The organism is Maribacter chungangensis, assembly GCF_042676845.1.
Classification (GTDB): Bacteria; Bacteroidota; Bacteroidia; order Flavobacteriales; family Flavobacteriaceae; genus Maribacter; species Maribacter chungangensis.
In genome coordinates, this window is sequence record NZ_JBHTHY010000024.1 from 135776 (window position 1) to 157726 (window position 21951).

Annotated in this window: 19 protein-coding genes and 1 tRNA gene; 11 read left to right on the forward strand and 9 right to left on the reverse strand. The window is 40.6% G+C overall.

The genetic code is table 11. From position 1 onward, the window contains the following. Nucleotides 1-53: 53 nt before the first annotated feature. The 6 genes from ACFQZJ_RS18615 to ACFQZJ_RS18640 form a co-directional block, all read right to left on the reverse strand. The gene (locus ACFQZJ_RS18615) at nucleotides 54-380 is read right to left on the reverse strand and encodes a DUF6787 family protein (RefSeq protein ID WP_379936479.1); all 327 of its coding nucleotides are present in this window, start codon (nucleotides 378-380) and stop codon (nucleotides 54-56) included. A gap of 29 nt (nucleotides 381-409) precedes the next feature. Then, nucleotides 410-880 (reverse strand): DUF6146 family protein, encoded by a 471-nt coding sequence (locus ACFQZJ_RS18620; RefSeq protein WP_379936480.1) that lies wholly within the window; start codon nucleotides 878-880, stop codon nucleotides 410-412. 68 nt (nucleotides 881-948) lie between these two features. Beyond that, the gene (locus ACFQZJ_RS18625) at nucleotides 949-1584 is read right to left on the reverse strand and encodes a DUF937 domain-containing protein (protein ID WP_379936481.1); all 636 of its coding nucleotides are present in this window, start codon (nucleotides 1582-1584) and stop codon (nucleotides 949-951) included. Nucleotides 1585-1646: 62 nt separating this feature from the next. Continuing rightward, entirely contained in the window at nucleotides 1647-2597 is a 951-nt protein-coding gene (locus tag ACFQZJ_RS18630; RefSeq protein ID WP_379936482.1) for a D-2-hydroxyacid dehydrogenase, read from the reverse strand. Nucleotides 2598-2599: 2 nt separating this feature from the next. Further along, a complete protein-coding gene (serC, locus tag ACFQZJ_RS18635; RefSeq protein WP_379936483.1) occupies nucleotides 2600-3664 on the reverse strand; it encodes a 3-phosphoserine/phosphohydroxythreonine transaminase in 1065 nt (354 codons plus the stop codon). A gap of 205 nt (nucleotides 3665-3869) precedes the next feature. Beyond that, complete coding sequence (locus ACFQZJ_RS18640; RefSeq protein WP_379936484.1) at nucleotides 3870-4934, reverse strand: acyl-CoA reductase; 1065 nt, start codon at nucleotides 4932-4934, stop codon at nucleotides 3870-3872. 137 nt (nucleotides 4935-5071) lie between these two features. Here ACFQZJ_RS18640 and ACFQZJ_RS18645 point away from each other — a divergent pair, with 137 nt between their 5' ends. Both ACFQZJ_RS18645 and ychF read left to right on the forward strand, forming a co-directional pair. Next, a complete protein-coding gene (locus ACFQZJ_RS18645) occupies nucleotides 5072-5425 on the forward strand; it encodes a 4Fe-4S dicluster domain-containing protein (RefSeq protein WP_379936485.1) in 354 nt (117 codons plus the stop codon). 257 nt (nucleotides 5426-5682) lie between these two features. Next, the gene (gene ychF / locus ACFQZJ_RS18650) at nucleotides 5683-6777 is read left to right on the forward strand and encodes a redox-regulated ATPase YchF (protein WP_379936486.1); all 1095 of its coding nucleotides are present in this window, start codon (nucleotides 5683-5685) and stop codon (nucleotides 6775-6777) included. Here ychF and ACFQZJ_RS18655 read toward each other — a convergent pair. Beyond that, entirely contained in the window at nucleotides 6774-7067 is a 294-nt protein-coding gene (locus ACFQZJ_RS18655) for a chaperone modulator CbpM (RefSeq protein ID WP_379936487.1), read from the reverse strand. The genes ychF and ACFQZJ_RS18655 overlap by 4 nt on opposite strands. Beyond that, on the reverse strand, nucleotides 7067-7963 hold the full coding sequence (locus ACFQZJ_RS18660; RefSeq protein WP_379936488.1) for a DnaJ C-terminal domain-containing protein: 897 nt from the start codon (nucleotides 7961-7963) through the stop codon (nucleotides 7067-7069). Before ACFQZJ_RS18660 ends, ACFQZJ_RS18655 begins: the two co-directional genes overlap by 1 nt. A 241-nt stretch (nucleotides 7964-8204) precedes the next feature. On the opposite strand from ACFQZJ_RS18660, the gene ACFQZJ_RS18665 reads away from it, so the two are divergent. The 5 genes from ACFQZJ_RS18665 to ACFQZJ_RS18685 all read left to right on the forward strand — a co-directional run bounded on the left by ACFQZJ_RS18665 (nucleotide 8205) and on the right by ACFQZJ_RS18685 (nucleotide 16252). Beyond that, nucleotides 8205-10064, forward strand: coding sequence for a DNA topoisomerase IV subunit B (locus ACFQZJ_RS18665; RefSeq protein WP_379936489.1), 1860 nt, complete (start codon nucleotides 8205-8207; stop codon nucleotides 10062-10064). Between the two features lie 38 nt (nucleotides 10065-10102). Beyond that, complete coding sequence (locus ACFQZJ_RS18670) at nucleotides 10103-12871, forward strand: DNA gyrase/topoisomerase IV subunit A (RefSeq protein ID WP_379936490.1); 2769 nt, start codon at nucleotides 10103-10105, stop codon at nucleotides 12869-12871. 8 nt (nucleotides 12872-12879) lie between these two features. After that, nucleotides 12880-13314, forward strand: a complete 435-nt coding sequence (gene mscL, locus ACFQZJ_RS18675) for a large-conductance mechanosensitive channel protein MscL (protein WP_379936491.1) — start codon at nucleotides 12880-12882, stop codon at nucleotides 13312-13314. Nucleotides 13315-13421: 107 nt separating this feature from the next. Continuing rightward, entirely contained in the window at nucleotides 13422-14381 is a 960-nt protein-coding gene (locus ACFQZJ_RS18680) for a sterol desaturase family protein (protein WP_379936492.1), read from the forward strand. A gap of 653 nt (nucleotides 14382-15034) precedes the next feature. Next, nucleotides 15035-16252: a glycoside hydrolase family 18 protein gene (locus tag ACFQZJ_RS18685; RefSeq protein ID WP_379936493.1), complete on the forward strand. Its 1218-nt coding sequence runs from the start codon at nucleotides 15035-15037 to the stop codon at nucleotides 16250-16252. 1021 nt (nucleotides 16253-17273) lie between these two features. Here the strand turns inward: ACFQZJ_RS18685 and ACFQZJ_RS18690 are convergent. Continuing rightward, entirely contained in the window at nucleotides 17274-18794 is a 1521-nt protein-coding gene (locus ACFQZJ_RS18690; protein WP_379936494.1) for a sulfatase family protein, read from the reverse strand. A gap of 197 nt (nucleotides 18795-18991) precedes the next feature. Here ACFQZJ_RS18690 and ACFQZJ_RS18695 point away from each other — a divergent pair, with 197 nt between their 5' ends. The 4 genes from ACFQZJ_RS18695 (at nucleotide 18992) to ACFQZJ_RS18710 (ending at nucleotide 21951) form a co-directional block, all read left to right on the forward strand. After that, a complete protein-coding gene (locus tag ACFQZJ_RS18695) occupies nucleotides 18992-19357 on the forward strand; it encodes a pyruvate kinase (protein ID WP_379936495.1) in 366 nt (121 codons plus the stop codon). Nucleotides 19358-19480: 123 nt separating this feature from the next. Beyond that, nucleotides 19481-19566, forward strand: a tRNA-OTHER gene (locus ACFQZJ_RS18700). A 156-nt stretch (nucleotides 19567-19722) separates the two neighbouring features. Continuing rightward, nucleotides 19723-20478: a sulfite exporter TauE/SafE family protein gene (locus ACFQZJ_RS18705; protein ID WP_379936496.1), complete on the forward strand. Its 756-nt coding sequence runs from the start codon at nucleotides 19723-19725 to the stop codon at nucleotides 20476-20478. 273 nt (nucleotides 20479-20751) lie between these two features. Further along, on the forward strand, nucleotides 20752-21951 hold the full coding sequence (locus ACFQZJ_RS18710) for a DegT/DnrJ/EryC1/StrS family aminotransferase (protein ID WP_379936497.1): 1200 nt from the start codon (nucleotides 20752-20754) through the stop codon (nucleotides 21949-21951).

Genomic DNA, 21951 nt, shown 5'->3' on the forward strand with positions numbered 1-21951 from the left:
GAGTTCACAACACGAAAATAGTCAATGCATTAGTATTTCTTGTTAAATAAAAGCTAACTCTTCTTATTGAACAGAAATTGTAACCCCATTCTGCCCAACATTTTCTTCTCGAAGGCCCAGAAGAACTTAAATTGGCCAAATAGCCAACCAAAAACTACCAATAGTACTTGATAGAAGGGGAAAATAAGTAGAATACGCAATAACCAATATAAGCTCTGTCCCCACCAGGCTTCCGGAAAGTTACCTTGGTCCATACCTATCCAATACAAGAAGGGTTTGGCCACATACACCGAAGAGGAGCCTGTGATAGCAAATACAACGAATATTACCGCTAATTGCCAATTACTAACAATACCCCAACGTTCCTTTAGTTTTTTCATAGCTCCCGTAAGAGGTGCAAAAATACTTTTTAAATGCGAGGAACAAAAGGTCCTAGGCGTTGATTGTATTTTCTTTGGAAAAAGATGAAATAATTATACAACTGGTAATTTACATCATAGCCATAGTCTATTCCTCTTTGGTAGTCTATTTGCATTAAATATAAATCAGGATTAAAACGGTTGGGCTGCAAAACCCTTTGGTTCCATTCCAAAACCATCAATATATTTCTGTTTTCCAAGAATGTTTGTGAATAATAACCTGGAGGTCTTGCCACGGAATTGAGCCATGTGAAAAAACCGGGATCTATGATGGTAATCTCATACTCCACATCTTCGTTCGAAATGGTTACAGGTTCATCTTCCTCTACGGCAAAAGCCATTTTCTCCTCCTCCGATATCGATAGCGCCTCTTTTGTGCTTCCACAGCCGCTAAACGTTATAGTTGACATACCAAAGGCAGCAACAACTAATAGGTTCGCAAATATGTTTTTCTTTTTCATAATGTCAAAATACAAAAAAAAGCTGCTCGTGACTACGAACAGCTTTTTATAAATCATTTTAAAAGGTGTTATTTTCCGAACAAACCGCCCAGAAGTCCGCCGAGACCTCCTTTTTGTTTGTTGCTACCCATTACCATTCCGGCAACGTCGTCTAGAATACTTCCGTCACCGTCAGCATCCAATAGGGAGGTAATCAAACTTTGGTTCTCTTGTGGTTGGCCACCTAACATACTTCCCAATAAGGCATTCATTCCGCTAGAGTCGCTCACATTGCTTTGTGCGGTCTGCTTTCCCAAAAAACCCATTACTATCGGTGCGGCTATTTTAAGTATTTGGGCAACTGATCCTGCATCCAGTCCCGATTTTTGACTAAGTGCATTCTCTACTTGTGGTTGCTTGTTTCCAAATACATGACCAAGTATTCCTGCGCCATCCTGCATTACGGATTCGTCTACACCGCCTCCAAAAAGCCCCCCTAGATTGTCCAAAATACTTCCGTTGTGTTTTCCGGATAACGCGCTCATAAGTCCCGCGGCACCTTCAGGGGTAGAAACGTTCTTTTTCATGGCGCCTAAAAGCAAGGGCATGGCCATACTTAAGACGTTGGATGTTTGTGCTTCTGGTTGTCCTGTTTGTCCGGCAACACCGCTTATTAATTGTTTGCCCATTGGGCTGTTCAGTAAATCTAATAATCCTGCTGACATGTTATAGTTAATTTAATGTTCGTGCCAATTTACAAAAAAAGACTTTTAAAATTGTTGCAGTATTATTTTAAAAGTGTAATTATTTGCGATGCAAGCTCTAAACCTATGCGCTCCTGTGCTTCTAGGGTAGCCGCGCCTATATGCGGACTTAAAGAAATATTGGGATGCATTAAGATCTTTATTTCCGGGTTTGGTTCCGATTCAAAAACATCCAATGCGGCAAAAGCAACCTTTTTGTTCTCCAAGGCATTGATCAAGGCAACTTCATCCAATACACCCCCGCGTGCCGCGTTTACGATGCCTACTCCATCTTTCATCTCCTCAAACTCGTCTGTTCCTAAAACATAATCTTTTTGGTGCGGAACATGTATCGATATAAAATCAGAGTTCCTTAATACGTTGGATTTGCTCTCAGATGTAAGCTTAAAGGAGATTTCTTGTTGGTCAAAAAAATGTAATGTTAAAGTGCATGCGGCAATCTCCGGGTCGCAATACACGACCTTCATTCCGGCTCCTAGGGCAATTTTGGCCGTGGCCTGGCCAATCTTTCCAAATCCGATAATACCAAGGGTTTTGCCCCTAAGTTCTGTTCCCGTAGCATACGCTTTTTTTAGTTGCTTAAAGTTGCTATCCCCCTCTAAAGGCATATTTCTATTGCTATCGTATAAAAAACGAACGCCGCCGTACAAGTGGGCAAAAACCAGTTCGGCTACGGATTCCGAGGAAGCCGCAGGGGTATTGATCACATGAAGACCTTTGGCTTTGGCGTAGGCTACATCGATATTGTCCATGCCAACACCGCCACGACCTATCAATCTTAGGCTTTTACAACCGTCTATTACATTTTTACCTACTTGTGTGGCACTGCGCACCAAAAGACCTGTAATTTGATGTTCATTGATAAAAGATATCAATTGTTCTTGAGCCACATGGGTGTTGATCGTTTCAAAACCGGATTTACTTAGCGCATCAATTCCAGATTGGGCAATGCCGTCGTTTGCTAATATTTTCATATTTATCCTTTGCGTTCCATTTCACTCATTACATCTACCAAAACGCCTACGCTCTCTAGCGATAAAGCATTGTACATACTGGCCCGGTACCCTCCCACGGATCTATGACCGTTTAAACCGTTGATTCCCGCTTCTTTGAGCATACTTTCAAAGGTGTCCTTTAGGTCTTGCTCTGTAAGGTTGAATGTGGCGTTCATTATAGAGCGATCGTCCTTATTGGCATAACCATCAAAAACAGGATTTAAATCGATCTCGGAGTATAACAATTGTGCTTTCTTCTCATTTATTTTTTCAATTGCCTCGATACCTCCCAAGTTTTTCAACCACTCCAAGGTTAACATCGAAGTGAAAACGGGGAAAACAGCTGGTGTATTAAACATGCTATCCTTGCTGATATGTACTTGATAATCTAACATGGACGGAATTTTTCTTGAAACCTTGCCCAAGATATCCTCTTTTACCACAACCAGCGTTGTTCCTGCTGGACCCATATTTTTCTGTGCTCCGGCATAGATTAAATCGAACTGAGAAAAATCCAATACCCTGGAAAATATATCGGAACTCATATCGCATACAAGTGGACAGTCGGTAACTGGAAATTTTTTAAATTGAGTCCCAAAAATAGTATTGTTGCTGGTTAAATGCAGATAGTCCAAACCCTTTGGTACGTTATAGCCTTTTGGGATAAAATTAAAATTTTCATCCTTTGAGGAACCCACTTCAACAACCTCTCCAAAAATCTTCGCTTCTTTTATTGCTTTATCGCTCCACGTACCTGTATTTATATAACCAGCTTTTTTCTCCAGTAGGTTATAGGCAACCATTAAGAACTCCAAACTAGCTCCACCATGTAAAAATAATGCTTGGTATCCTTTACCTTCCAAGCCCAATAGTTCCAAGGCCAATGATCTTGCCTTTTCCATGACCGCAACAAAATCTTTGCTCCGATGCGATATCTCGATCAATGAAAGTCCTGAGCCGTTAAAATCCATAATAGCTTCAGATGCCTTTAACAACACCTCTTGTGGCAAAATACAAGGGCCTGCACTAAAATTATGTTTTTTCATCTACTTGTGTTTTAGTAAAACTTGTTTATTCGATATATTGGTTAAGGACCTAGAAAGTACAAAATGCAACCCTCTTGAATATAGCTGAACCAATTAAAATGTTGAAATCAATCAAGAACCGTTACGGCGCTTTTTTGTTCATAACAACTACGATTGCAAAGGTTGGAATTTTCTAAATAACAGACCTTCTGGTACTCAACTATTTCTAGGATGTTTTTAACAGGAATTCAACAGTGTCTATCCCATCTGCATAATCCCATAATTCCGGACTTTGTGTTTTTCCAAAAGGCACTTCGTCAGTGAACAGTCCTTTGGAAACCACGCACTGTATGTGTTCCTTGTCCGCTGATATTTTGGTTTTCACATCGTCCTGCATCTCATATTCTTCATAAAAAACCGTAGCTATGGGAGAAGCGTAACCGGCATCTTCCTTTACCATTAAAAAACCATTGTCCAAAAACTTGAACTCGCTCATGAGGTAAACTGCCTTGTTGTAATCGTAGTTATTGGCATACTTGTGTTGTTTAATAATTTGATCGTACCCGATCTGGGCTTTAAAAAAAGAATCAAAATCATAACCCTTAGGAACGAATAATTTAGACACGCTTCTGCATCCTAGGCCATAATATCTGAATATATCATCTGCCAAGGCTGTTAGTTGTTCTTTTGTTTCGTTTCCAGTGAGGACGGCAACAGCGTTTCTGTTTTTACGTATAATGTTCGGTTTTTTCCCAAAGTAATACTCAAAATAGCGCGCGGTGTTATTACTCCCAGTCGCAATAACGGCATCAAAGTGGGTTAGTCTGTCTTTGGTGAACACTACTTTATCTTTAAAACCCGGGTGTATTTCCGTCAAATATTCTACAAGCAAGGGTAATAATAAGGTATCATTACTGGATAATTTAACCACGGCCGTATTTCCCGTAACCAGAACCGTAAGCAAATCATGAAAACCTACCATTGGAATGTTTCCCGCCAAAACAAGTGCAACCCGTTTGCTCCTGTTATTGGAAAGGTCATAATGCGTGAGCCAGCGTTCCAAATTTTCTACGGAAAGTGCCACGGACCATGACCTTAATGCATGCAGTACATTAGCTTTGGTGAACCAGCCGTTATGATGATGTGAGGTAGTAATAACGTCCTTGAATTTTTCGAACCAGGCACTATCGACAGTTAAGCTAACAGTTTTACTGTCGATGCATTTACAGAATTCTCCTAGAAATTCGCCAAGTTTAACAAAAGCTTCTATGTTAGGATTGAGACGGGTCATTATATTTGTAAAAGGATTTTTTAGGGATTATCTTTGTGCAAAAGTAAGGATACTTGGGCAAAACAAATGAACTGAAGGTCTATGGAATATTCCTGATTATTTTACGTTGTTGAACAACAGATGCTAAAAAGAAAATTATGGCTATTATAATAACCGATGAGTGTATAAATTGTGGGGCCTGCGAGCCCGAATGTCCAAATACGGCGATATATGAAGGAGCGGACGAATGGCGTTACAGCGATGGTACCTCACTCAAAGGAGATGTGGTATTGCCAGATGGCAAGGCGGTAAATGCCGATGAAGTTCAAGAGCCCATTAGCGATGAGGTGTATTATATAGCTCCGGATAAGTGTACCGAATGTATAGGATTCCACGAAGAACCTCAATGTGCTGCCGTGTGTCCTGTAGATTGCTGTGTTCCAGACGATGACCATGTAGAATCCGAGGAGGTGCTGTCTGCAAAACAAAAATTCATGCACCCGGACGGGTAGTCTAAACCTGTGTGTTACTAAGCTTAAAAGCGTTGTATAGACCCGAATGTTGTTCGGGTTTTTTCTTTTTGTTATGTGACGCGAAAAACTATCTTTGCGCTCGATATAAAAATAGCATCCTGTATTATCTAGACCTTAGTTATATAATCAGGCTAATTAATGAAGTGAAGTTTTATTTAATTCTACAGCACGGTTTTAACTATTTTTTATCGATGAACAGGCTGGCGTATAACGTTTAGCAATTAATATCAAGAATTATGAAAGCAGGTATCGTAGGATTGCCGAATGTAGGTAAATCAACACTTTTTAATTGTTTATCAAATGCAAAGGCGCAGAGTGCAAACTTTCCGTTCTGTACCATTGAGCCCAATATCGGGGTGGTAAACGTACCTGATGCACGGTTGCAAAAGTTAGAAAGTCTGGTGAACCCGGAACGCGTATTGCCTGCAACAGTTGAAATCGTGGATATTGCCGGATTGGTTAAAGGTGCTAGCAAAGGGGAGGGCCTAGGCAACCAGTTTCTTGGTAATATAAGGGAAACGGATGCTATATTGCATGTATTACGATGTTTTGATGATGATAATATAGTACATGTAGATGGAAACGTAAATCCTATCCGAGATAAGGAAACCATTGATATGGAGCTGCAGCTAAAGGATTTGGAGACGGTCGATAAAAAGTTGGAAAAGGTAAAAAGAGCTGCCAAAACAGGAAATAAGGAAGCCCAGAAAGAAGAAGCTGTTCTCCTTGCTATCAAAGCAGGGCTAGAGGCAGGAAAATCCGTGAGAGCGTTGGAAATTTCCAAAGTGGACAAGGCGGAATTTATCACACCTTTGCAGTTTATTACCGATAAGCCCGTGATGTATGTTTGTAATGTTGAAGAGGGTGCTGCCGTCAATGGAAATGCTTATGTAGAACAAGTCAAAGATGCGGTAAAAGATGAAAATGCGGAGGTAATCGTACTTGCTGTTGGTACAGAGGCAGATATAACCGAATTGGAAACGTATGAAGAACGTCAAATGTTCTTGGAGGACCTTGGTTTGGACGAGCCGGGTTCCGGTAAATTAATACGTGGCGCTTATAAATTATTGAACCTTGAGACCTATTTCACGGCGGGTGTCAAAGAGGTGCGCGCTTGGACAATTCCTATTGGTGCCACGGCACCCCAAGCTGCAGGTGTTATACATACCGATTTTGAAAAAGGATTTATTCGCGCAGAGGTTATTTCTTATGAAGACTACGTCAATTATGGCAGTGAGGCCAAAGTAAAGGAAGCCGGTAAAATGAGGGTAGAAGGGAAGGAGTATATCGTTAAGGATGGGGATGTAATGCACTTTAGGTTCAACGTTTAGGACTCATATATCCGCAGTCGGTCTTGTAGGGTCTTCAACTCTTTTTTTAATTGATCTACCTTGCGCAATACATGGTTAAGGGCATCTATTCCTTCCAGATTTATACCTAGTTCTTGTTGTAGTCTATTCACCCGTTCTATTTCTACAATATCTTGAGTATTAACATAGTTATGCTCTTCGATTAAAAGCACTTCTATAAATCCATATTCCTGTAGGGATTCTATAAATTCTACAGACGTTCTCGTTTGCTGGCAATAATGACTTACCAAAATCAGATTTTCTTTTTCCATCAGTTTCGTAATTGTGATAGTTGTTTAAAAAGCTTTTTTTCTTCTTCGGTCAAATTTGTTGGCATGTTGATTTTGTAGGTCACATAGAGGTTTCCAAAGCTGTTTTTCTTTTTGTACACAGGTAGGCCTTTCCCTTTTAATTTTACCTTAGTATCGTTTTGTGTTTCCGGTTTCAGCTTTAGTTTTACCCTGCCCGTAAGGGTTTTAATTTCTATTTCGCCACCTAGTAATGCGGTATAAAGGTCTACGGTTTTAGTGCTATACAAATCACTTCCTACGCGCTTGAACGGGGTATCGTTAAACACTTGAAAGGTGAGGTATAAATCGCCTTTGGGACCGCCATTTACGCCATCGCCACCGTATCCGCTGATTTTAATGGTCTGTCCGTCTTCAACCCCGGCGGGAATGGTTATCCTTATTTTTTTATTTCCTAAATCCAAGGTCTGTTTTTGGTCTTCCAATACTTGTGAAAGTTTTAGGTTCAAGGTGGCGTTCAAATCTTGGCCTTTGAATTGTGCCGTGCTCCTACCGCCGCTGCTAAAGCCACCACCGAACATCGATTCAAAAAAGTCGGAAAAATCTTGGTTACTTGCACCTCCGCCGGTGGTATAGCGCCTTCCTCTACCTTGTGAGGCACGTTGTGAGCGTTTGGCTTCCTCAAAAGCATCTGCATGTTCCCAGTCCTTGCCATAGGCATCGTACTTCTTCCTTTTTTCAGGGTCGCTAAGCACTTCGTTGGCTTCGTTTATCTGTTGAAACTTCTGTTGCGCGGCTGCGTCGTTAGGGTTTAGATCAGGGTGCAACTTGCGCGCCAGCTTCCGGTAAGCCTTCTTTATGTCGGCCTGGGAGGCTTTGGAATCAATGCCCAAAACCTTGTAATAATCAATAAATTCCATAGGCTTTAAATAGGTGGTGAATTTATAAAAAGATAGTTTTTGTTACAATGATTTTGGTCAGGTTTTGGTAATTCGGAAATCATAGTTAAAAAGCACTATCAAATGAAAATAAATCCGGTAGGATTGCTGCCACTATCAACAAAAAGGCGAAATTCATTGTTAATTACTTTAGTTGCTTGGGGTTTGTTCTTTTTCTTAGTCGCCTTATCTTTAACGACACTTTCACAAACGCTATAACAACATGTCCCAAGACACTAAATACACAGAGGATAATATACGCTCGTTAGATTGGAAAGAACACATCCGATTGCGTCCCGGTATGTATATTGGAAAACTGGGTGATGGTTCTTCGGCAGATGATGGTATTTATATCCTCCTAAAAGAAACCATTGACAACTGCATCGATGAATTTGTAATGGGTTCCGGTAAGACCATTGAAATCCGTATCAAGGATGGATTGGTAAAAGTACGCGATTACGGTAGGGGTATTCCCCTAGGAAAAGTGGTGGATGTGGTGTCGAAAATGAACACTGGCGGTAAATACGATTCCAGGGCGTTTAAAAAATCGGTAGGACTCAACGGGGTGGGAACCAAGGCGGTCAATGCGCTTTCTAGCTTTTTTGAAGTACAATCCTCAAGGGACAACAAAATTAAAACGGCCGAATTTAGTCAAGGGAATCTTTTAAAAGAAGAAGGGCCGGTCGACTCCTCACAGCGAAAAGGTACCAAGGTATCTTTCCGTCCGGATGAAGCTATCTTTAAAAACTATAAGTTCCGTAACGAGTATGTTGAACGCATGCTCAAAAACTACGTGTACCTGAACCCTGGCCTTACTATAGATTACAATGGTGAGAAATTTTATTCGGAAAACGGTTTAAAAGACCTGTTGGAGGACAACAACAATGTAGAGGATTTCCTATATCCGGTTATACATTTGAAAAGCGAGGATATAGAAATTGCCATTACCCACAGTAAAACCCAGTATAGCGAGGAGTACCATTCTTTTGTGAACGGACAGAACACAACACAAGGTGGTACGCACCAAACAGCTTTTAGGGAGGCCTTGGTGAAAACGATCAGGGAGCATTATGGCAAGAATTACGATCCTTCCGATATTCGCAAATCCGTCATCTCCGCTATCGCCATAAAAGTGATGGAACCTGTATTTGAAAGCCAGACAAAAACAAAATTAGGTTCTACGGATATGGGAGGAGATCTGCCCACGGTTCGCACGTACATTAACGATTTTGTCAAAAAATACCTGGACAATTACCTTCATAAGAACCCGGATACAAAAGAGGCCATACAGCGAAAGATATTACAGGCCGAGCGCGAACGCAAGGAACTCTCCGGTATTCGCAAACTAGCAAAGGACCGGGCCAAAAAAGCCAATCTTCATAATAAAAAATTGCGTGATTGTCGCATTCATTTAGGCGATACAAAAAAAGACAGAAATCTAGAAAGCACACTTTTTATTACGGAGGGCGACTCCGCATCGGGATCCATTACCAAGTCTCGCGATGTAAACACACAGGCGGTTTTTAGTCTAAAGGGGAAACCTTTAAATTCCTACGGACTTTCTAAAAAAATAGTCTACGAGAATGAAGAATTTAACCTGCTGCAAGCTGCGTTGAATATTGAAGAGTCGATAGAGGACCTAAGATACAATAACATCGTTATTGCCACGGATGCAGATGTTGACGGTATGCACATTCGGTTACTGTTGATCACTTTCTTTTTACAGTTCTTTCCAGAATTGATAAAGGAGAATCACTTGTATATTTTGCAAACCCCATTATTTAGGGTCCGTAACAAAAAAGAAACCATTTACTGTTACAGCGAGGAGGAGCGTAAAGACGCCATTGAGAAATTAACCGGAAAACCGGAAATTACCCGCTTTAAAGGATTAGGGGAAATTTCGCCCGATGAATTTGTGCATTTTATTGGGGATGATATCCGGCTAGAGCCCGTAATGCTGGACAAGGCAATGTCCATTGAAGAACTATTGAGTTTCTATATGGGCAAGAACACGCCCGACCGTCAAAAATTTATTATCGAAAATCTTAAAGTGGAGATCGACTTGGTCGAAGAAAACATCTAAACGAACACAAAAAAAACCAATACAGATAGTAGTCCTTTATGGAAGAAAATGAAGAAGATTTGAATTTACCTGCTGATGATGAAAACCAATCGGAGAATGAGCAAGGCTTGAATGAGAATCAAGACCCTATTTCCGAAGGTGATTCAGATGATATTACTGCCGAAGACCCTGCCATTGAAGAGGAAGAGGACATAGCTTTGACCAAAGTTACCGGTATGTACAAGGACTGGTTTCTGGATTATGCCTCTTATGTAATTTTAGAACGTGCGGTACCCGCCATAGAAGACGGGTTCAAGCCTGTGCAACGCAGAATTATGCATGCGCTCAAGGAGTTAGATGACGGGCGATACAACAAAGTAGCGAACGTTGTTGGGCACACCATGCAATACCATCCGCACGGTGATGCAAGTATTGCGGACGCAATGGTGCAAATGGGTCAAAAGGACCTATTGATAGACACACAAGGAAACTGGGGAAATATACTAACAGGCGATAGGGCTGCGGCATCACGTTATATTGAGGCGCGACTATCAAAATTTGCTTTGGATGTTGTTTTTAGTCCCAAAATTACGGAATGGCAGCAATCCTATGATGGTAGAAAAAAGGAGCCTGTAAACCTTCCGGTCATGTTTCCATTGCTTTTGGCACAAGGAGCGGAAGGTATTGCGGTAGGCTTATCTACAAAAGTACTTCCGCATAACTTTATAGAGCTCATAGACGCCTCCATAAAACACCTAAAAGGGCAACGATTTAAATTGTTCCCCGACTTCCCAACCGCTGGAATTATTGATGTAGACAATTATAACGACGGACTCCGAGGTGGGAAAATTAGAGTGCGCGCAAGAATTTCTACCTTAAACAAAAACACACTGGTTATCAGTGAAATACCGTACGGAACCAATACCTCTTCTTTAATTGAATCTATCCTTAAAGCGAACGAAAAGGGAAAGATAAAAATCAAAAAGATAGAGGACAATACCGCTGCAGAGGTCGAAATTTTGGTCCATTTGCCATCAGGTATATCACCGGACAAAACCATTGATGCCCTATATGCCTTTACCGCTTGCGAGTCCTCTATTTCTCCATTGGGCTGTATCATCGAGGATAATAAGCCTTTGTTCATAGGGGTAACGGAAATGCTAAAACGTTCTACGGATGCTACCGTTGAGCTGTTGCGGCAAGAACTAGAAATTCAATTGTCGGAACTGGAAGCGCAATGGCATGCTGCCTCTTTGGAACGAATTTTTATCGAGAACAGGATTTACCGGGATATTGAAGAAGAGGAAACATGGGAAGGCGTAATTGCTGCAATCGACAAAGGTTTGGCACCGCATACAAAACACCTGAGACGTGCCGTTACCGAAGAGGATATTCTTCGATTAACGGAAATCAAGATCAAGAAAATATCAAAATTCGATTTAGCCAAGGCTCAGGAATACCTAGACAATTTAGAAGAAAAAATAGCTGAGGTAAAGCATCATTTAGCCAACTTGGTAGACTGGGCCATTACCTATTTCACTAGATTAAAAAAGACCTACGGAGAGGGTAGGGAGCGCAAATCTGAAATTCGGGTTTTTGATGATATTGAAGCAACTAAAGTAGCTATCCGAAATACCAAGCTTTACGTTAACCGTGAAGAAGGATTTGTGGGCACCGCCCTTAAAAGAGACGAGTATGTAACGGATTGTAGTGATATTGATGATATAATCGTCTTTACCAAAGATGGTAAAATGCAGGTAAGCAAGGTAGATGCTAAAATTTTTGTAGGAAAGAATATCATACATGTAGCCGTCTTTAAGAAAAAGGATAAACGCACCATATATAATTTGGTCTATAAAGATGGAAAAGGCGGGGCCTCTTACATTAAGAGGTTCAATGTGACCTCCATTACCCGAGACAAACCTTATGACCTAACCGCAGGTAGTCCCAACTCCAGTATACTCTATTTTTCAGCAAACCCGAACGGGGAGGCAGAAGTGGTAACCGTAAATTTACGCCAGGCCGGAAGTATAAAAAAACTGAAATGGGACATAGATTTTGCAGACGTGCGTATTAAAGGGCGCACCTCCAAAGGGAACATCGTTACAAAATATACGGTGAAGCGTATCGAACTAAAGGAAAAAGGAGTTTCTACCTTAAAACCAAGAAAAATTTGGTTCGATGATGTGGTAAGACGGTTGAATGTTGATGGCAGGGGAGAGCTTATTGGAGAGTTTAAGGGAGAGGATCTATTGTTGATTATCACTCAAAAAGGTATAGCAAAAACCATTTTGCCAGTAGTCACCACCCATTTTGATGATGATATGATCGTGCTGGAAAAATGGAATCCCAACAAGCCAATTTCGGCCATTTACTGGGAGGGAGAAAAAGAACGATTCTATGTAAAACGATTCCTTATCGAAAGCGGAAACAGAGAAGATCTTTTTATTTCCGAGCACCCAAAATCATACTTGGAGCTGGTCTCCACCGATTGGAGGCCTATGATAGAACTAGAGTTTCCAAAACCTAGGGGAAAAGACCCTAAGGAAAGTCAAAAAGTTGATATAGAAGATTTTATAGCGATTAAAGGGATAAAAGCTTTAGGTAATCAGTTGACATCGGAGAAGGTTAAAAATATCAATGCATTGGAAGCTTTACCTTATGAGGAGGCTCCCGTGGAGGAAGCCAATGATATGGAAGTGGTAGATGAGGAAAATCTATCGGAAATAAAACCTGCTACGACCAAAACTTCAGATTCAAAAAACGAAGGTCCCGAAACTAATTCGGATACCGAGGACAGCGGCGAAGGTCAGATCACACTTTTCTAAAATAGACTATGAAAAGCCTTTTTAAAGAATTCAAGAATTTTGCGGTCAAAGGAAATATGATAGATATGGCCATTGGTATCATTATAGGAACAGCTTTCAATAATGTGGTGAACGCATTGGTGAAAAAAATTGTAATGCCGCCGCTTTCCTTGTTAACGGATGGCGTAAATCTGAGCAATAAGAAAATGGTCTTGCGAGAAGCATCGAATGGGGTTGAGGAGGTCGCAGTTGGTTACGGAGAATTTTTAGAGGTAATGATAGATTTTGCTATAGTTGCATTTACAATTTTCATTGTGCTTAAGTTCGTAAACAGATTCAAGGATAAGGCCGAGGATCCTAGTAATAAAGAGGTTGAGACACCAAAGCAGATAGAATTATTATCGAACCTTGAAAAATTGATGACAGAGCAAAATCAGATTTTGAAAAAATCAAAAGGAGAGTAGCTTGTTTAGGCATACAGCTGTAATCCTAATTGCCGAAAGCCAAAGGTTAAACAAGTTGTTGTTTAGGAACATTAATAGCTATATTTATAAAAAATTGATTGGAATATATGGATTTGACAAACCCGTTGGTGTACGGCGCACCTTGTTTTATAATATTTATCTTACTGGAATTAACCTACAGCAAAAATCATGATGAACATCACGATCTTTATGATTGGAAAGATCTTTTTGCCAGTGGATTCATGGGTGTTGGTTCTGCGGTTCTTGCAGCACTTTTGAAAGTAGTATCCGCTATTGTTATTTTCACTTATGTTTACGAGCTGTTCAATCCTTTGGTTGATGGTGTGCGCACCCATGTTTTAGGGTACGAATCTTTTGGCTATGCTTGGTATGTTTGGTTGTTGTGTCAATTAGCGGACGACTTTACCTACTACTGGTTTCACAGGGCAAATCATGAAATTAGAATATTATGGGCGGCACATATTGTACACCACTCCTCAGACAACTTTAATTTAGGAACCGCGGTACGCAACGGTTGGTTTACCCTTTTGTATAAACCTTTTTTCTACATGTGGATGCCGGCACTCGGTTTTGCCCCGGAAATGGTGGTTTTCTGTTTAGGAATCGAAGCCTTATGGCAATTTCAACTACACACCGTATTACTCCCTAAACTTGGAATTTTTGAGAAGTTCATGAACACCCACACCATGCATCAGGTACACCATGCACAGAACGTAGAATACCTGGATAAGAACCATGGCGGTTTCTTGAATATTTTTGATAGAATGTTCGGTACTTGGTTGCCTTTGGATGATTCTATAGATGTAAAATATGGTGTAATTCATGCTCCTAACTCCAACAACCCGATCGTTATCCTAACACATGAGTTCAAGGATATCTGGAACGATACAAAGAAGTCCAGCAAAATAGGGGATAAGCTCATGTATATTTTTGGTCCTCCGGGATGGAGCCATGATGGCAGTACTATGACCGTAAAACAACAGCAAAAGCTTTTTCGGGAGCAAAAAAGCAAGAATCCCGAAGTTGCGTTTAGTAGGCCTAATTAAGCTATAGGTTCCTTAGGTCTCTAATTTAGATAGGAGTTGCGGTTATTTTGTTCAGTTATAAAAGTTTTGATTAGTCTTCATTACCTTTGGAATTTAGATTTAGTTTATAGAAGTGGTTTAAACTTTTCGCGTTCAAGCGAAAATTAGAAATTTTATGACCATTTGAAGGCTTTTTTGAGTTGCATAGCATAGCTAAGGAAAGAAAAAAAGACAGGGCCGAAACAAAAGCCAACAATTTGGCTTTTGAATGAGGAGCCAGCTGCAGCCCGCGGCGAAAAAGAGCAATTTTTTAGCTAACGGAAAAAGTTTAAATGACTTCATAATCACCCTCGAGTATTTTATGATTGGTTGTGGTCTTCTGCTGCAATGTTTAGTCTTGGAAATCTTTTCCCAGCAACTACATAGCTTTGTCAAATGAGCCGCTTTGTCGCTATGGGGAAATTCTGAACCGTTTTGGAGGCGTAATATGTTGTAGTATTGTGCTACAATAGGGTATTTTGATTTAATTTTACGATGGATGGTCATTAATAGTACAAGGATATTTGTTATGCTCCTCATTATAGTGGGAGCCGTTCTTAAGTAGATTTAAAGTTATTTTTAAAATAGCCGAAAGACTACATTATTTAGTTACGAATAAGATAAAACACAAGCTCATGACTTTGAAAAAAACAATCATCGCTCAACTTTTAATCGTAGTATTTGTGCTGGGCTGTTCCCCAAAAGCAAAGAAAGACAAGGAGCATGCCCAAGTGGTGAAATCCTCTTTGGGAACGGTAATTATGGCGTATTATGTGCCGGAACCTAATTATGAACCGGAAAAGATACCTGTAGAAAAGCTTACCCACATCATTTATTCCTTTACGAATGTAATAGATGGGAAAATGAAATTTAGGAATCCGGATATTGCTGGTCCAAAGCTGGAAGCGCTTGTAAAGCAAAAACAACGTAATCCGGATTTAAAGGTAATGATAGCATGTGGAGGTTGGGGAGCAGATGGTTTTTCCGATATGGCACTCACTACAGAAGGTAGGACAAAATTTATAGCTAGTGCATCTGAGTTTATAGAGAAATACCAGCTAGATGGTTTGGATATGGATTGGGAGTATCCGGGTATATCCGGAGCGGGAACTATGGCACGTGATGAGGACACCCAAAATTTTACGGCCTTGATGAAAGGCCTGCGTGAGATGTTGGATGCATTCGAAACGTCAAAAGTGCTAACATTTGCATCGGCCGGTTGGAAACGCTACTATGATTTTATCGAAACCAACGAGGTGATGAAGTATGCAGATTATATGAACGTGATGACTTACGACTTGGTTTCCGGTGTTTCGGAATATACGGGTCATCACACGGCTTTGGGAGATGTAGCTAGCAATGATATATTGGGCACGCCATTTCATAAACATTTGGATAGTCTTTATAAGAACGGTCGGTATTCGGATCCAAACCCACGTTCAACACAAAAAATTGTGGACTATTTGATCGGGCAATCTGTAGACCCTAAGCAAATAGTAATCGGTGGAGCTTTCTATGGCAGGGTTTGGAAAGGGGTAGTACCGGAAAATAACGGGTTGTACCAACGTAGTGGGGGTATGCATATTGGCTGGTTGGCCTACAATCAAATTAGGAAATCCTATGAAGAGGATGCTAATTTTAAGCGGTATTGGGACGAAAATGCAGAAGCGCCCTATATGTATAATGCAGTAGATAGTTTGATGCTTTCTTATGACGATACCGTTTCCGTTGCCAGAAAAACCAGGTACGCCATGGAAAAGGGATTAGGTGGAATTATGTTTTGGGAATTGGGAAACGATACCAAGGAAGATGGAAGCTTGCTTGATGCTATCCATAAAGCCGCCCAAAATTAAATATGTTGTAAAAAAACATCGTGTAATTGGTCGAAATAAAATCGTATACTTCTCAAACTATTTCAAGTCAATACGCTTGATAGATTTATTTGATTGAGCTTCATTCACATTGGCCTTAATTCTCATAACTGCCCGCCCGTACTTAAGATGTATACGAATTGTTCTATTATTACTTTGCGCAGCTAATTACTCCTGATTCATCCTCTGGCTGGGCGGAGGAAGTATATTAAATTTTATGTGCATGAATTTTAATCATTTCCCGACGGCCGTGCCTCGAAGTTTACCATGCAGCTCTCGTTGGGATAGGTCGGAACTGCATTTTTGCAGTTCCGGGTGAGGCAAAATATAAAATTTCGGTTTTGGCCCCTTTGGCCAAAATGAAACTTGCGAAATACCCCTACGGCTTGCCTCGGGGATAGTCAGTTTCAAGAAATGGTATTATTTATAACAATTTACCTTATGGTGTTCTGTATTTGAACATATTTTGTCTTATAGCAATTTAAGTTTTGAATGTCGTATTGAAAATTTGAATTATTTTTTCTCAGTTTAGGAATGAAATCTAAGCATAGCATTAGCTATGGTTCTATATTATGACGACAAATGAGTTAAAAAGAAACTTGTTTTATACGACATCTAGAATTTAAATTGGTATTACAAGTTACCTAAACTTTTTGCGTTCAAACAAAGACTAGAGATTTTTTGAATATTTGAATACTTTTTTGAATTGCATAGCATCGCTATGGAAGGAAAAAAGGACAGGGCCTAAACAAATGCCGACAATTTGGCTTTTGAATGAGTAGCCAGCTGCCGCGCGCAACCAAAAAGAGCAATTTTTCAACAAACGGAAAAAGTTTAAATGACTTCTTAGTTCCTACATTTTTTAGTCCTAAGCGAGATAATCTGATTTTAGTTTCAAAAACGTTCGTATTAGAACCTGAATAATTGATGCACGTATACAGCCTTAGGTTAGCGCGCTGGCACATACTTTGGTGCGGTAAGCCAGGTGTGCCAAGATGCACTGTTATTTAAGCAGAATGGCTTCATACTCGGAAATCATTTTCGCTAACACTTCCGGTCGGGATTCTGCCAGGTTGTTTTGCTGTTCAAGGTCATCTTTGAGATTGTACAATTGGTAAATGGTATCATTTCCAAGCTCAATATTAACCTGCGTATTTACGCGTCTTCCATTATAAGGGGGAATCATGGCCCAATCTCCTTGTCTAAATGCAGTTCTAGAGGTCGCTTCTATAATTACTTCTTTCCTTCCGATTTTGGTCTTGCCTAAAAATGTGTCCAAAAGGTCTTCGCTATCCCTTCCTCTTTCCGTACTTCCCGTTAGCGCTGCTATAGAGCTAAGAAGGTCTAGCTGTGACACCAAGGCATTGGATACCCCAGGTTGTATGGTTCCTTTCCAATAGGTGATAAAGGGAACACGTGTGCCGGCTTCAAAGAGACTGTATTTCCCGCCTCTTAAAGGGCCGGCGGGTTTGTGGTCGCCTAATTTTTCTACGGAATCGTCGTGGTAACCATCATCTACTACAGGCCCGTTATCACTGCTAAATACAATTAACGTATTCTCTAAGAGTCCTTCTTCCTCTAAGGTATTTATTAATTCCCCAACACACCAATCTGCCTCGACAATGACGTCTCCGCGAGGCCCCATGCCGGATGTGCCTACGAATCTTGGATGCGGAGTTCTTGGTACATGTGGTTGCTGTAGGGCATAATAAAGAAAAAAAGGTTCGGTTTTATGTGATTTTATATAGGTCTGGGCTTTTGCCAAAAATTGGTCGGCCATATCCTCGTCTATCCACTTGGCATCCGCGCCGCCCTTCATGTATCCGATACGGGAAATACCGTTGACGATACTGTTGTCATGGCCATGCGATGGCTTCATTTTCAGGAGCTCGGGATTTTCCTTTCCGGTTACTTCTCCTTCAAAATTTTCCACATAATTAATTTCTATGGGATCTGTAGGGTCAAGATTATCTACTCTGCCATTTTTAATATACACCGTTGGCACACGATCTTGTGTTGCCGCCATGATGTAGCTCTGGTCAAAACCCACTTCATTTGGGCCAGGTGCTATATATTGGTTCCAATCAACGTTTCCATTACCAAGGCCTAAATGCCATTTTCCCACGATTCCGGTATGGTAGCCTTCCTGCTTCAACAGTTTAGGGAGGGTCATTTGAGCGGTATCTATAATTAAAGGGGCTGTGCCAGGTAGAATCTTTGCCCGTTGGTTACGCCAGGGATAGATGCCTGTTAATAGGGCGTACCTGCTTGGCGTACAGGTAGCCGAAGAAGCATACCCATTGGTAAAACGGATACCGCCATTGGCCAGTTTATCCAGATTAGGTGTTTTTAAATTTGTAGCACCGTAAGCACCCAGTTCTCCATATCCCAGATCATCGGCATAGATAATTACAATATTCGGTGGCGCGGAAGCGGTTTTTTGTGATGTGGCTGTCTTTTTGCATGCGCCTAGGGACAGTGAGCAAAAGACAGCAAAGGTTAGTATGGGGTTCGAAATTTTCATAACGATATGTATTGAGAATGAATAAAATATCTAATATAAACAAATATAAGGTTTGTTGCAGCCTAAGGATAATGCTCAATCTGCCAGCATTAGGCTTGCAAACCTTAAATAGGATATTCGTTTTTGTTGATAACATATCCGTAGTGCTCTTGGGGCAAAGGTGCTAAAGCTGCTATTTTTGTCGATTTTATAAACAGATGAGAAAACTGGAAATAGGCGATAAAGTGTATAACGCAAGACAAAACGGATTTTCGGATTTTGTAAGGTATTCTTTTTCCGAAGTAGTAGCGCTGACCAAAACCTTGGCCGTTCTTAAAAACGGAATTAAATTATACAATGAACCACGAATCTCATATATTACCGAGGAAGTAGGCTATTCTGTTTCCAGACAGAGAGGTTTACATTGGCATTTGGTGTCTTTGGAGGCCATCAGAAAAGCGCAGGTCGAAAACGAAAAAATTGCCGCTTACGATTGGTTCGAAGGAAAGGAGTTTAGCTTGGAAGAGAAGAGATTTATCTATAAACAGTTCAAAAAACTCGCCGTTAAAGAAAATAAGCAATAACTGTTTTGATTGGCTTGCCTTTTAGCCATTTTGGTACAACAACTGTTATTTCATAAATTTTTTTTTTGAGTTTGGGATACTAAACCAAATCTATGCCCGTTATACTTTAAGTTTTGAAATAATGGAGGAATGGCAGAGTGGTCTAATGTAGCAAATCTCCGGATTTGTGAAGTGCAAGCTTCCGAGGGTTCGAATCCCTTCTTCCTCCGCAAAAGTACGCCTCACGTAATTCGTGAGGTTTTTTTTTTGGTCGTTTTTTGTAAAAAATAACATAACCGTAACTGCGGAATTATATAATAGTTAATATATAAACCAATGGTAAGGTCAATTGTATCAAATTCACTTTCAAACCGTATTTTTGCGCTATGGAAGAGTGGTACCATTATCCCCTACTTATTTTAGTGGGTTTTGCGGTAGGATTTATAAATACCGTTGCGGGTGGTGGATCGTTGCTCTCGCTCCCTTTTTTGATATTTATTGGTTTGCCGTCCAATATTGCCAATGGTACCAACCGGGTTGCGATAGTAGTGCAGACGGCCATGGCTACCGCTGGCTTTAGGAGCAAGGGTGTTTCTACGTTCCCGTTTAATACTTATTTGGGTACAGCCGCATTTCTCGGTTCTATAATAGGGGCCTACATTGCGGTAGATGTAAGTGGGGAACTGTTTAACCGTATCCTTGCCATCGTAATGATCGCGGTTGTTTTCATTATTGTTTTTAGTCCCAAGATGAGCATGGTACACCTACAGGAACGGCTTACCGGCAAGTATCTTTGGCTTGGGATGCTGGCCTTTTTCTTTTTTGGTATTTATGGCGGATTCATTAATGCTGGACTTGGTTTTCTTATGATGCTATTCTTGCATTACGTTAACCGAATGTCCTTGGTGCGGTCCAATGCTACCAAAGTGGCAGTTGTATTTTTGTATATGCTTTCAGCGTTGGCAGTGTTTGCGTACAACGATAAGGTAAATTGGAAAATAGGCCTTATCCTAGCCATAGGCAACGGCAGTGGAGCGTGGCTGGCAAGTCGGTTTTCCGTAAAAAAGGGCGACGGATTTATAAAAGTATTTTTGGTTGTTATGGTCGTTATTATGGCAGTTAAACTTTGGTTTTTTACATAATAGGATGTTACTCGTTAATGGAGATTTACGTTGTAGTTCTTTAGTCGTTTTTATTGTCAACTCCTAGTCAAATTACCTATATTTTCTGTACTTCAACACTATTTTTAAGAACTCCGTAAGAGTTAATCAAGTTTTTTATTTCATGTCTACGCCCGAAACTTTGAACTTGAACTCTGAACTTGTATTTGATTTTATATTTGCCCTTCTAAAGATGTATCGTAACTTTGAAAAATACCTTGGTTAAGGCTAATACTCTATAAAACGTACAAATAGATGCCAGGATTTGAATTATTTGGGGAAGCGGAAAAGGCACAGGTGCAAGATGTATTGGATTCCGGTGTTTTGATGCGCTATGGATTCGATGGCATGCGAAACGGTCATTGGAAAGCAAAAGAATTGGAAAAAGCGGTAGCCGAACGCATGCAGACCAAGTACGCACAATTGCTTAGTAGCGGAACGGCTGCACTTACCGTAGCCCTGCAAGCAGCGGGAATAGGAGCAGGTGATGAGGTGATTATGCCAACATTTACCTTTGTAGCAAGTTTTGAATCTATTCTCGCTATTGGTGCTATCCCTATACTGGTCGATATTGATGATACCTTAACCCTGGATCCGGTAGCGGTAGAAAAAGCGATTACCCCAAAGACCAAAGTGGTGATGCCCGTGCACATGTGCGGTTCCATGGCAGATTTATCGGCTTTGAAAGCTATTTGCCTAAAATATAATTTGTTGCTTTTAGAGGACGCCTGTCAGGCGATAGGTGGTACTTACGAAGGAAAACCTTTGGGCAGTTACGGAGATTTGGGTTGTTTTTCGTTTGATTTTGTCAAGACCATTACCTGTGGAGAAGGTGGGGCCTTAATTACCAATAATGAAGTTTATTATAAACATGCGGACCATTACTCCGATCACGGCCATGATCACATGGGTAACGATAGGGGAGCCGAGGCCCATCCGTTCTTGGGGTATAATTATAGAATTTCTGAATTGAATGCTGCTGTTGGTTGCGCTCAGATAAAACGTTTAGATGAATTTATAGCCATTCAAAAGGAACATTATTCGGTATTGCGTAACGCACTAACAGGTGTTGAAGGTGTCACCTTTAGACGTGTGCCAGAAGGTGGAGTGGAAAATTATTCCTTCCTTAATTTCTTTTTGCCAACCGAGGAGCTAACACGAAAAGCACATAAAGCATTAGGTGCAGCTGGTGTGGACGCCTGTTTTTACTGGTTCGATAACAATTGGCATTATTATCGAAAATGGGAACACTTAACAGGTTTAAGGACCTTAGGTAAGTTTCCACATGAAATAATTCATGGTATGCCCAACTATGAAACTGCTGATTTTTCGAAGTCGGATGCTTGGATGGGAAGAACCATATCCTCATTGGTGAAATTAAGTTGGACGAAGCAACAAGTGGAACAAAGAGCGGAATTGCTTGCCAATATAATTGCCGATACCTTAAAACCGTAA

Excerpts from the sequence above, each read along its gene's own strand:
- ACFQZJ_RS18615 (WP_379936479.1), bottom strand. The coding sequence starts at position 380 with ATGAAAAAACTAAAGGAACGTTGGGGTATTGTTAGTAATTGGCAATTA.
- ACFQZJ_RS18620 (WP_379936480.1), bottom strand. The coding sequence starts at position 880 with ATGAAAAAGAAAAACATATTTGCGAACCTATTAGTTGTTGCTGCCTTT.
- ACFQZJ_RS18625 (WP_379936481.1), bottom strand. The coding sequence starts at position 1,584 with ATGTCAGCAGGATTATTAGATTTACTGAACAGCCCAATGGGCAAACAA.
- ACFQZJ_RS18630 (WP_379936482.1), bottom strand. The coding sequence starts at position 2,597 with ATGAAAATATTAGCAAACGACGGCATTGCCCAATCTGGAATTGATGCG.
- serC (WP_379936483.1), bottom strand. The coding sequence starts at position 3,664 with ATGAAAAAACATAATTTTAGTGCAGGCCCTTGTATTTTGCCACAAGAG.
- ACFQZJ_RS18640 (WP_379936484.1), bottom strand. The coding sequence starts at position 4,934 with ATGACCCGTCTCAATCCTAACATAGAAGCTTTTGTTAAACTTGGCGAA.
- ACFQZJ_RS18645 (WP_379936485.1), top strand. The coding sequence starts at position 5,072 with ATGGCTATTATAATAACCGATGAGTGTATAAATTGTGGGGCCTGCGAG.
- ychF (WP_379936486.1), top strand. The coding sequence starts at position 5,683 with ATGAAAGCAGGTATCGTAGGATTGCCGAATGTAGGTAAATCAACACTT.
- ACFQZJ_RS18655 (WP_379936487.1), bottom strand. The coding sequence starts at position 7,067 with ATGGAAAAAGAAAATCTGATTTTGGTAAGTCATTATTGCCAGCAAACG.
- ACFQZJ_RS18660 (WP_379936488.1), bottom strand. The coding sequence starts at position 7,963 with ATGGAATTTATTGATTATTACAAGGTTTTGGGCATTGATTCCAAAGCC.
- ACFQZJ_RS18665 (WP_379936489.1), top strand. The coding sequence starts at position 8,205 with ATGTCCCAAGACACTAAATACACAGAGGATAATATACGCTCGTTAGAT.
- ACFQZJ_RS18670 (WP_379936490.1), top strand. The coding sequence starts at position 10,103 with ATGGAAGAAAATGAAGAAGATTTGAATTTACCTGCTGATGATGAAAAC.
- mscL (WP_379936491.1), top strand. The coding sequence starts at position 12,880 with ATGAAAAGCCTTTTTAAAGAATTCAAGAATTTTGCGGTCAAAGGAAAT.
- ACFQZJ_RS18680 (WP_379936492.1), top strand. The coding sequence starts at position 13,422 with ATGGATTTGACAAACCCGTTGGTGTACGGCGCACCTTGTTTTATAATA.
- ACFQZJ_RS18685 (WP_379936493.1), top strand. The coding sequence starts at position 15,035 with ATGACTTTGAAAAAAACAATCATCGCTCAACTTTTAATCGTAGTATTT.
- ACFQZJ_RS18690 (WP_379936494.1), bottom strand. The coding sequence starts at position 18,794 with ATGAAAATTTCGAACCCCATACTAACCTTTGCTGTCTTTTGCTCACTG.
- ACFQZJ_RS18695 (WP_379936495.1), top strand. The coding sequence starts at position 18,992 with ATGAGAAAACTGGAAATAGGCGATAAAGTGTATAACGCAAGACAAAAC.
- ACFQZJ_RS18705 (WP_379936496.1), top strand. The coding sequence starts at position 19,723 with ATGGAAGAGTGGTACCATTATCCCCTACTTATTTTAGTGGGTTTTGCG.
- ACFQZJ_RS18710 (WP_379936497.1), top strand. The coding sequence starts at position 20,752 with ATGCCAGGATTTGAATTATTTGGGGAAGCGGAAAAGGCACAGGTGCAA.